At 70.3% G+C, this 10,380-nt stretch carries 9 protein-coding genes; all 9 read left to right on the plus strand.

All coding sequences use genetic code 11. The features are described 5' to 3' along the window. Positions 1 to 28: 28 nt before the first annotated feature. From argC to tyrS, 9 genes are read left to right on the plus strand one after another with little or no spacing between them, the layout of a single operon-like run. The gene (gene argC, locus DEI81_RS12950) at positions 29 to 1,087 is read left to right on the plus strand and encodes an N-acetyl-gamma-glutamyl-phosphate reductase (protein ID WP_111011134.1); all 1,059 of its coding nucleotides are present in this window, start codon (positions 29 to 31) and stop codon (positions 1,085 to 1,087) included. Then, positions 1,084 to 2,280 carry a bifunctional glutamate N-acetyltransferase/amino-acid acetyltransferase ArgJ gene (argJ, locus tag DEI81_RS12955; RefSeq protein ID WP_258368720.1) on the plus strand — a complete coding sequence of 399 codons (1,197 nt, stop codon included), beginning with the start codon at positions 1,084 to 1,086 and terminating at the stop codon, positions 2,278 to 2,280. The genes argC and argJ overlap by 4 nt, the downstream gene beginning before the upstream one ends. Continuing rightward, entirely contained in the window at positions 2,280 to 3,257 is a 978-nt protein-coding gene (gene argB, locus DEI81_RS12960; RefSeq protein ID WP_111011135.1) for an acetylglutamate kinase, read from the plus strand. The genes argJ and argB overlap by 1 nt, the downstream gene beginning before the upstream one ends. Next, positions 3,254 to 4,450: an acetylornithine transaminase gene (locus tag DEI81_RS12965; RefSeq protein WP_111011136.1), complete on the plus strand. Its 1,197-nt coding sequence runs from the start codon at positions 3,254 to 3,256 to the stop codon at positions 4,448 to 4,450. Before argB ends, DEI81_RS12965 begins: the two co-directional genes overlap by 4 nt. Next, the gene (gene argF, locus DEI81_RS12970) at positions 4,447 to 5,376 is read left to right on the plus strand and encodes an ornithine carbamoyltransferase (RefSeq protein WP_111011137.1); all 930 of its coding nucleotides are present in this window, start codon (positions 4,447 to 4,449) and stop codon (positions 5,374 to 5,376) included. Before DEI81_RS12965 ends, argF begins: the two co-directional genes overlap by 4 nt. 58 nt (positions 5,377 to 5,434) lie before the next feature. Then, positions 5,435 to 6,631, plus strand: a complete 1,197-nt coding sequence (locus tag DEI81_RS12975) for an argininosuccinate synthase (RefSeq protein WP_111011138.1) — start codon at positions 5,435 to 5,437, stop codon at positions 6,629 to 6,631. A gap of 14 nt (positions 6,632 to 6,645) precedes the next feature. Continuing rightward, positions 6,646 to 8,085, plus strand: coding sequence for an argininosuccinate lyase (gene argH, locus DEI81_RS12980; protein ID WP_111011139.1), 1,440 nt, complete (start codon positions 6,646 to 6,648; stop codon positions 8,083 to 8,085). Continuing rightward, positions 8,082 to 8,741 (plus strand): DNA-3-methyladenine glycosylase, encoded by a 660-nt coding sequence (locus DEI81_RS12985; RefSeq protein ID WP_258368722.1) that lies wholly within the window; start codon positions 8,082 to 8,084, stop codon positions 8,739 to 8,741. The genes argH and DEI81_RS12985 overlap by 4 nt, the downstream gene beginning before the upstream one ends. Positions 8,742 to 8,778: 37 nt before the next feature. Then, positions 8,779 to 10,089 carry a tyrosine--tRNA ligase gene (gene tyrS, locus DEI81_RS12990; protein WP_181435421.1) on the plus strand — a complete coding sequence of 437 codons (1,311 nt, stop codon included), beginning with the start codon at positions 8,779 to 8,781 and terminating at the stop codon, positions 10,087 to 10,089. Positions 10,090 to 10,380 lie beyond the last annotated feature (291 nt).

The raw sequence follows: 10,380 nt of genomic DNA on the forward strand, positions 1-10,380 counted from the left end.
CCGAAGTCCGATCATCAAGGTGGAACCCATGTCCGTATCCGTCGCCGTGGCGGGAGCCAGCGGCTACGCGGGTGGGGAGCTCCTGCGCGTGCTCTCCGCCCATCCCGAGTTCGACGTCAGGACGGTGACGGCGTTCTCGAACGCCGGACAACCGCTCATCGCGACGCAGCCGCACCTCCGCTCGCTCGCACACCTCACCCTGACCGAGACCACCCCGGAGCAGCTGCGCGGGCACGACGTCGTGTTCCTCGCGCTGCCCCACGGCCAGTCCGGCGCGATCACCGAGCAGCTCGGGGACGACGCGCTCGTGGTCGACTGCGGTGCGGACCACCGTCTGACGGACCCGGCCGACTGGTCGGCGTTCTACGGCGGTGCGTACCACGGCGCGTGGACGTACGGTCTACCCGAACTCGTGCGGGCCGGCGGATCGGGCGCCGCCGCCAAGCAACGGTCCGAGCTCGTCGGGACGAAGCGCATCGCAGTACCGGGGTGCAACGTCACCGCCGTGACCCTGGGGATCGCGCCCGGGGTCGCCGCGGGCGTCGTGGAGACGGACGACATCGTCGCGGTGCTGAGCGTCGGGCCGTCGGGTGCGGGCAAGAAGCTCGCGACGACCTACCTGGCCGCCGAGATCCTGGGGTCCGCGTCCGCCTACGCGGTCGGGGGCACGCACCGGCACGTGCCGGAGATCCAGCAGAACCTCCGCGTCGCCGGGGCCTCGTCGGTGCGCGTGTCCTTCACACCCGTGCTCGTCCCGATGGCCCGGGGCATCCTCGCGACCACGTCCGCGCGGCTCGCGCCCGGTGTGGGCGCGCACGACGTCCGGCTGGCCTGGGAACAGGCGTACGCCGACGAACCGTTCGTCCACCTCCTGCCCGAGGGCGAGTACCCGCGCGTCGCGGACACGGTCGGTGCGAACACGGCGCTCGTGGGCATCGCGGTCGACGAGGCCGCTCGACGCGTCGTCGCGATCTCGGCGCTGGACAACTTGGCCAAGGGCACGGCCGGTGCCGCTGTGCAGTCCACCAACATCGCGCTCGGTCTGCCGGAGACGCTCGGTCTCTCGATCGACGGAGTCGCCCCGTGAGCGCGGTGACCGACGGGACCGCGGTGCCGTCCCTCCAGGGCGTCACGGCCGCGGCCGGGTTCCGCGCGACGGGCGTGACCGCCGGGTTGAAGCCGAGTGGCAAGCCGGACGTCGCCCTCGTCGTCAACGACGGTCCGTCCGACGCGGTCGCCGCGGTGTTCACGAGCAACCGGGCGAAGGCGAACCCGGTCATCTGGTCCCAGCAGGTCGTCGCGGACGGCGTCGCGCGTGCGGTCGTCCTCAACTCGGGCGGTGCGAACTGCTTCACCGGGTCCTTCGGGTTCCAGACGACGCACCAGACGGCCGAGGCGGTGGCCGACGTCATCGGTGTCGGTGCAGCTGACGTCGTGGTGTGCTCGACCGGCCTCATCGGGGTCGGGGGCGAGGCCTTCCGCGAGGGCGTGCTCCGCGGTGTCGGACTGGCTGCCGCCGGGCTCAGCACCGACGGCGGTCCGGCGGCAGCCGAGGCGATCATCACCACCGACACGCACGCCAAGCAGTCGGTGGTGTCCGTCGACGGCTGGACGATCGGTGGCATGGCGAAGGGCGCCGGGATGCTCGCGCCCGGGCTCGCGACGATGCTCGTGGTGATCACGACGGATGCCGACCTGGCGTCGGACGCGCTGGACCAGGCCCTCCGCGCGGCAACACGCGTCACGTTCGACCGAGTCGACTCCGACGGCTGCATGTCCACCAACGACACGGTCGTGCTCATGGCCTCCGGCGCCTCCGGGACGACCCCCGAGGTCGGTGACTTCCAGGAGGCCCTCACCGCGGTGTGCGCGGACCTCGCGCGTCAGCTCCAGCAGGACGCCGAGGGCGCGAGCCACGACATCGCGATCGAGGTCGTCGGCGCGGCCAGCGAGGACGACGCGGTGACGGTCGGGCGCAGCGTCGCCCGCAACAACCTGTTCAAGGCCGCCGTGTTCGGCAACGACCCCAACTGGGGGCGGGTGCTCGCGGCGATCGGCACGACGGACGCCGAATTCGACCCGTACGCGGTCGACGTCAGCATGAACGGGGTCCGCGTGTGTCACGCCGGCGCTCCGGACCGCCCGAGCGACCAGGTCGACCTGACGCCGCGCGACACGCACGTGCACATCGACCTCGGGGTCGGCCCCCACGCGGCGACGATCCTGACGAACGACCTGACGCACGACTACGTGCACGAGAACAGCGCGTACTCGAGCTGATGGCGAACGGAACACACGTGGACAACGACGGACTCCTCACCGAGGACCAGGAACTCGCCGCGGTCAAGGCCGCCACGCTCATCGAGTCGCTGCCCTGGATCAAGCGCTACTCCGGCAAGGTCGTCGTCGTGAAGTTCGGCGGCAACGCGATGGTGAACGACGACCTCAAGCGCGCGTTCGCCGAGGACATGGTCTACCTGCGCTACGCGGGGCTCCACCCGGTGGTGGTGCATGGTGGCGGCCCGCAGATCTCGGCCGCGCTCGAGCAACAGGGCATCGCGTCGGAGTTCCGTGGCGGGTACCGCGTGACCACGACCGAAGCGATCACGGTCGTGCGCGACGTCCTGGCCGGTGAGGTCAACCGCGAGATCGTCGACCTGCTCGACGAGCACGGCGCGGGACTCGGGGTCGGCGTGTCCGGCGACGGCGGCTCGTTGTTCTCCGGGCACAAGCGCGGTGTGGTCATCGACGGCGAGGAGTTCGACCTCGGTCACGTCGGCGACATCACCGAGGTCGACCCAACCGAGGTGCTCGCCGCGATCGAGGCCAACCGGATCCCGGTGGTGTCGAGCATCGCGATCGACGAGAGCGATCCGGAGCAGGCCCTCAACGTGAACGCCGACGCCGCCGCGGCAGCCCTGGCGATCGCGCTGCGCGCGTCGAAGCTCATGATGCTGACCGACGTGCCGGGGCTGTACCGGAACTGGCCCGACCGGGACTCCGTGATCGACCTCATCTCGGTCGACGAACTCCGGGAACTCCTGCCGAGCCTCGAGTCCGGCATGATCCCGAAGATGACCGCCTGTCTCGATGCCGTGGTCGCGGGCGTCGGCGGCGCGACCATCATCGACGGCCGTATCCCGCACTCCATCCTCCTCGAGGTGTTCACCCTGCGCGGTGCCGGCACCGAGGTCATCCCCAACGAACGACGCGCGCCCGGACACCCGGCCGCTGCTGACGAACGGAACGAAGCATGAGCATGACGACCCAGACTGGCTGGAACGACCGGTTCGGCGCGTCGCTCATGCGATCGCTGACCCCACCGAAGATCATGCTCGAGCGTGGCCGCGGCTGCCGGGTGTGGGACGTCGACGGCAAGGAGTACCTCGACTTCCTGGCGGGCATCGCCGTGAACTCGCTCGGTCATGCCCACCCCGCGGTGGTCGAGGCCGTGACGGACCAGGCGTCGAAGCTCATGCACGTGTCGAACTACTTCGCCACGCCGCCGCAGCTCGAGCTCGCGGAACGCCTCAAGCGCATCACCGGCGCGGGGGACGCGGGTCGCGTCTACTTCGGTAACTCCGGGGCCGAGGCGAACGAAGCCGCGTTCAAGCTCGCACGGCTGAACAAGGGCGACGGGTCCCGCACGCGGATCCTCGCGTTGCAGAACTCGTTCCACGGACGCACGATGGGTGCCCTCGCGCTCACCGGCAAGCCCGCCCTCCGCGAGGACTTCGAGCCGATGATCCCCGGGGTCGAACACATCGACTCCACCATCGAGGCGCTCGAGGCCGCGATCGACGATCATGTCGCCGCACTCGTGCTCGAACCGATCAAGGGCGAGGCCGGCGTCGTCGACCTGCCCGAGGGCTTCCTCGCGGCGGCGCGAGCGCTGACGGAGCAGCACGGCGCGTTGCTCATCCTCGACGAGATCCAGACCGGCGTGGGACGCACCGGGTCGTGGTTCGCCTTCCAGGGGCACGGGATCACGCCCGACGCGATCACGATCGCGAAGGGCATCGCCGGAGGCTTCCCGATCGGCGCACTCGTCACGTTCGGGTGGGCGTCCGACCTGTTCTCCGCAGGCCAGCACGGGTCCACCTTCGGCGGGAACCCGTTGGCGACGCGGGTCGCGAACGCAGTGCTCGGCGAGATCGAGACCACCGGGCTCGTGGAGGCGGCGCGCGGCAAGGGCGAGCGCATCCGCGCCGGGATCGCAGCCATCGGCAGCCCGCTCGTCGACGAGGTGCGGGGCGAGGGCCTCCTCGTCGGGATCGGACTCACCCGACCCGTCGCCCCCGCGATCAACACGGCCGCGCTCGAGCGCGGGCTCATCGTCAACGCTCCGAACGAGTCATCCATCCGGATCGCACCGCCGCTCATCGTGTCCGACGCCGAGATCGACGAGTTCCTGGTGATCCTCGCGCAGGCGATGGAGGCAGCGGCATGACCCGCCACTTCCTCCGGGACGACGACCTCACCCAGGCGGAGCAGCTCGAGATCCTCGACCTCGCCGCGGCGATGAAGGTCGACCGCTGGGGCGCGAAGCCGCTGGCGGGGCCGCAGAGCGTGGCGGTCATCTTCGACAAGTCCTCCACCCGGACGCGCGTGTCGTTCCACGTCGGCATCAGCGACCTCGGGGGCAGCCCGCTCATCATCTCCACCGCCAACAGTCAGCTCGGCGGCAAGGAGACCCCGTCCGACACGGCGCGCGTGCTCGAACGGATGGTGTCCGCCATCGTCTGGCGCACGTACGCGCAGGCCGGGCTCGAGGAGATGGCCGCCGGGACCACGGTGCCGGTCGTGAACGCGCTGTCCGACGACTTCCATCCCTGCCAGCTCCTCGCGGACCTCCTGACGATCCGCGAGCACCGGGGCACGCTCGCCGGCCAGACGATCGCCTTCGTCGGCGACGGCGCGAGCAACATGGCCCAGTCCTACCTGCTCGCGGGGACGACCGCGGGCATGCACGTCCGTGTCGCGGCCCCCGTCGCGTTCGCACCCGACCGGCAGGTCGTCGCCGACGCCGAGCGCGTCGGCGCGCGGACCGGTGGCTCCGCCCTCGTCGTGACGGATCCCGTCGCGGCGGTGAGTGGTGCCGACGTCGTCGTCACCGACACCTGGGTGTCCATGGGCAAGGAGGACGAGAAGCAAGCGCGCCTCGAGACCTTCGCCGGGTACCGCGTCGACGACGAGCTCATGGCGCACGCCGCCGACGACGCCGTGTTCATGCACTGCCTGCCCGCCGACCGCGGCTACGAGGTGACCGAAGCGGTCATCGACGGTCCGCGGAGCATCATCTGGGACGAGGCCGAGAACCGACTGCACGCGCAGAAGGCCCTCCTCGCCTGGCTCCTCGACCACGCGGCCGACTGACCTCGGCCCGCGACGACATCCACCACCCCGCACCCCGCATCCCCTGAGAAGGAGAACCATGGCAGACCGCGTCGTACTCGCGTACTCCGGAGGACTCGACACCTCCGTCGGCATCGGATGGCTCAAGGACGCCACCGGCAAGGAGGTCGTGGCACTCGCCGTCGACGTCGGCCAGGGCGGCGAGGACATGGACCGCATCCGTCAGCGCGCGCTCGACTGCGGCGCCGTCGAGTCGATCGTCGTCGACGCCAAGGACGAGTTCGCCGACGACTACCTGATGCCGGCGCTCAAGGCGAACGCCCTCTACCAGAAGCGCTACCCACTCGTGTCCGCCCTGAGCCGGCCGCTCATCGCGAAGCACCTCGCCCTCACCGCCAAGCAGCTCGGCGCGGACAGCGTCGCCCACGGCTGCACCGGCAAGGGCAACGACCAGGTCCGGTTCGAGGCAGCGGTCGCCGCGATCGCCCCCGACCTGACGAGTGTCGCGCCGGTCCGGGACCTCGCACTCACGCGCGACAAGGCGATCGTGTACGCGCAGGAGCACGACCTGCCCATCGAACAGAGCAAGAAGTCGCCGTACTCGATCGACCAGAACGTCTGGGGCCGCGCGGTGGAGACCGGGTTCCTCGAGGACCCGTGGAACCCGCCGATCGAGGACCTGTACTCGTACACGCAGGACCCGACGGTCGAGCGCGCCGCGGACGAGGTCACCATCACGTTCGAGCACGGCGTTCCGGTCGCGATCGACGGACAGCGCTTCAGCGCACTCCGCATCGTGCAGGAGCTCAACGCACTGGCGGGCAAGCACGGCGTCGGGCGGATCGACGTGGTCGAGGACCGGCTCGTCGGCATCAAGAGCCGCGAGGTCTACGAAGCGCCCGCCGCGATGGCGCTCATCGCGGCGCACGAGGAACTCGAGAGCCTGACGCTCGAACGTGACGTCAACCGCTACAAGCGCGGGGTCGAGTCCGAGTGGGCGAACCTCGTGTACGACGGTCTCTGGTTCTCCGGGCTCAAGCGCAGCCTCGACGCGTTCATCGAGGACACCCAGCAGTACGTGTCCGGTGACATCCGCCTGCAGCTGCACGGCGGCCGTGCGACCGTGACGGGCCGTCGGAGCGAGCAGTCCCTGTACGACTTCGACCTCGCCACGTACGACACGGGCGACACGTTCGACCAGTCGCTGTCCAAGGGCTTCATCGAGATCTGGTCCCTGCCGAGCAAGATCTCCGCTCGGCGCGACCTGGCCAACTGAGGCGGAGCGGCGGCATGGCGGACGAGCAGAGCACGAGCAGGGCCGGCGAGGCCGGCGCGCTGTGGGGCGGGCGGTTCAGCAGCGGTCCCTCCCCGGAGCTCGTCGAACTGAGCAGGTCCACGCAGTTCGACTGGCAGCTGGCGCCGTACGACATCGCGGGGTCGCGGGCGCACGCCCGCGCCCTCGCGGTGGCCGGGTACCTGTCCGAGGAGGAACTCAGCCGGATGCTGGACGGTCTCGACCGCCTGGACGCTGCGGTCGCGGCCGGCACGGCCCGACCGGGCCAGGACGACGAGGACGTGCACTCGGCGCTCGAGCGTCTGCTCATCGAGGACATCGGGGGCGACCTCGGTGGGAAGCTCCGGGCCGGCCGCAGCCGGAACGACCAGATCGCGACGCTGGTGCGCCTGTACCTGCTCGACCACGCGCGACGGATCGGGCACCTGCTGGTGGACCTCATCGACGCGCTCAGTGCGCAGGCGGACGCCCACCGTGACGCCGTGATGCCCGGGCGCACGCACCTGCAGCACGCGCAGCCGGTGTTGCTCGCGCACCACCTGCTCGCCCACGCTTGGCCGCTGGTTCGTGACCTCGAGCGCTTCCGTGACTGGGCCTCCCGGGCATCCGCGTCCCCCTACGGCGCGGGTGCGCTCGCCGGGAGCTCACTCGGTCTCGATCCCGCCGCGGTCGCGGCAGACCTGGGATTCGCTCGCCCCACCGAGAACTCGATCGACGCGACGGCGTCGCGCGACATCGTGGCGGAATTCGCCTACGTCACCGCGCAGATCGGGATCGACGTGTCGCGGCTGGCCGAGGAACTCATCGTCTGGAACACGAAGGAGTTCGGCTTCGTCCGGCTGCACGACGGGTTCTCGACCGGGTCGAGCATCATGCCGCAGAAGAAGAACCCGGACATCGCGGAACTCGCGCGCGGCAAGAGCGGCCGCCTCATCGGCAACCTCACCGGGCTGCTCGCGACGCTCAAGGGACTCCCGTTGGCGTACAACCGCGATCTCCAAGAGGACAAGGAGCCGGTGTTCGACTCCGTCACGCAACTCGAGGTGCTGCTCCCGGCGTTCACCGGCATGGTCGCGACCGTCGAGTTCGACACGCAGCGCATGGCGACGCTCGCGCCGCAGGGGTTCTCCCTCGCGACGGACGTGGCCGAGTGGCTGGTGCGCCGCGGTGTGGTGTTCCGTGACGCGCACGAGATCTCGGGTGCCTTGGTGCGCTTCTGCGAGGAGCGCGGCCTCGAGCTCGACGAACCGAGTGATGCGGATTACCGGTCCGTCTCCGAACACCTGACCCCGGACGTCCGCTCGGTCCTGACCGTCGAGGGGAGCGTCGCCAGTCGCGCTGGTGCCGGAGGGACGGCACCGGAGCGCGTCGCCGAACAGGTCGTGGCCCTCACCGCTCGGATCCGATCGCTGACCGAGGCGGCGCCGCTCGCGTGATCGACGAGGCGGGGGTGCTCGGCGAGCCCGCGCTGGCGGCTGCTCCCGCGCTGCTCGGTGCGACCATCACCGGTCGCGGCGTGACCGTGCGCATCACCGAGGTCGAGGCCTACATGGGCGAGACCGACCCGGGGTCGCACGCGTTCCGCGGTCCGCGGCAGCGCAACCGCCACCTGTTCGGTGCGCCAGGGACCCTGTACGCCTATCGCTCGTACGGCATCCACACCTGCCTCAACGTCGTCAGTGGACCGGACGGATTCGCCTCCGGGTCGTTGCTGCGCGCGGGCGCGGTGGTCGAGGGCGTCTCGCTTGCGCGGGAGCGACGCGGTGGCCGCGTGCCCGACGTCGGTCTCGCCCGCGGGCCGGGCAATCTCGGTCAGGCGCTCGGCGCGATGCTCACGGACGACGGTTCGAGCGTGCTCGACGGCCGCGGACCCTACGTCCTCCGCTTCGCCGACGGACTGGAGGAGCGACTCGCCTCGTCGACGACCGCGCTCCTCGACGAATCCCTCGCGGACGGCAGACCGCGGATCTCCGTCGGCCCGCGGGTCGGTGTCGGGGGCGTGGCGGGAGGGCGCGCGTTCCCGTGGCGATTCTGGTTGACGGGCGAACCGACCGTGTCCTCGTACCGGCGCCATCCCCAGGCGACGGACTGAGCGCAGTCGGGTGGGCGACGCGCACTACGATGACGGGGTGCCCAGCGATACCGTTCCCGAGGTCCTGACGCCCCAGCAGAACGACCCGTCCTTCGACTCGATCTGGGACGAACTGCAGTGGCGCGGGCTCGTCCACGTCTCGACCGACGAGACCGCATTGCGGGCAGCGCTCGAAGCCGGTCCGTTGACGTACTACTGCGGGTTCGACCCGACCGCGCCGAGTCTGCACTGCGGGAACCTGTACCAGCTCCTGCTCATGCGCCGACTGCAGCTGGCCGGCCACAAGCCGATCGGCCTGGTCGGTGGGTCCACCGGGCTCATCGGTGACCCCCGACCGACCGCCGAACGGACCCTCAACGACCGCGCGACCGTCGAGGAGTGGGTGACGCGCCTCCGCGCGCAGGTGTCGCGGTTCCTCAGTCCCGACGGCGAGAACGGGCTGCGCATGGTGAACAACCTCGACTGGACGGCGCCGCTGTCCGCCATCGACTTCCTGCGTGACATCGGCAAGTACTTCCGCGTCAACACGATGCTCCGCAAGGACGCGGTGGCAGCTCGGCTGAACTCGGACGCCGGGATCAGCTACACCGAGTTCAGCTACCAGATCCTCCAGGGCCTCGACTACCGCGAGCTCCACCGTCAGTACGGCTGCACGTTGCAGACGGGCGGCAGCGACCAGTGGGGCAACCTGACGAGCGGCACCGAACTGATCCGCCGCACCGAGGGTGCCGTCGTCCACGCGCTCGGGACTCCGCTCATCACGAACTCCGACGGCACGAAGTTCGGCAAGAGCGAGGGCAACGCCGTCTGGCTCGACCCGGAAATGACGACGCCGTACGCGTTCTACCAGTTCTGGCTCAACACGGCGGACGCGGACGTGATCGAGCGGCTCAAGGCGTTCACGTTCCTCTCGCGCGCCGAGATCGAGCGGCTCGAGCAGGCGGTGGCGGACGAGCCCTTCCGGCGAGAAGCCCAGCGCGCGCTCGCGTTCGCGGTGACGTCGCTGGTGCACGGCGAAGCGGCGACGCGGGCGGCGATCGAGGCCGCGTCGGCGCTGTTCGGCAACGGTGACCTCGCCGCCCTGGACGCGGGGACCCTCCGCGCTGCGATCGCGGAGTTGCCGTCGGTCACGCTCGCACCCGACGTCGACGTCACACGCGCGCTGGTGGAGACCGGACTCGTCGAGTCCCTCGGCAAGGCCCGGCGTGCGGTCGAGGAGGGCGGGGTCTCGGTGAACAACCAGCGCGTCACCGACCCGACCGCGCGCATCGACGCCGATGTCCTGGCCGGGGGAGTGGTCGTGCTCCGGCGCGGGAAGAAGACGTTGGCCGGCGTCACCATCGGCTGAACCGCCTCGACCACGAACGCCCGGACTCTCGGTGAGGACGGGCGTTCTGTCGTACCTGGGGCGTCCATCAGCACTGGCGGTGCATCCTGGGGGGGCCGCGACACGCCCGGGATGTGGGGTGGTTTGCTGGGTGGTGGGGTGGTGCGTAAAGTAATCACTCGTCACCCCAAAGGTGCGGCTGAGCGGCCGGGACAGTGTCCCGGAGCGAGCCGGCCTCAAGCGGGACCGTCCTCCACCGAGGTTCTGATCGGGACTTGCGCCTGATCGCTTCGACGCTTAGGATGTAAAACC

Source organism: Curtobacterium sp. MCBD17_013 (assembly GCF_003234565.1).
In the GTDB taxonomy this organism is placed as follows: Bacteria; Actinomycetota; Actinomycetes; order Actinomycetales; family Microbacteriaceae; genus Curtobacterium.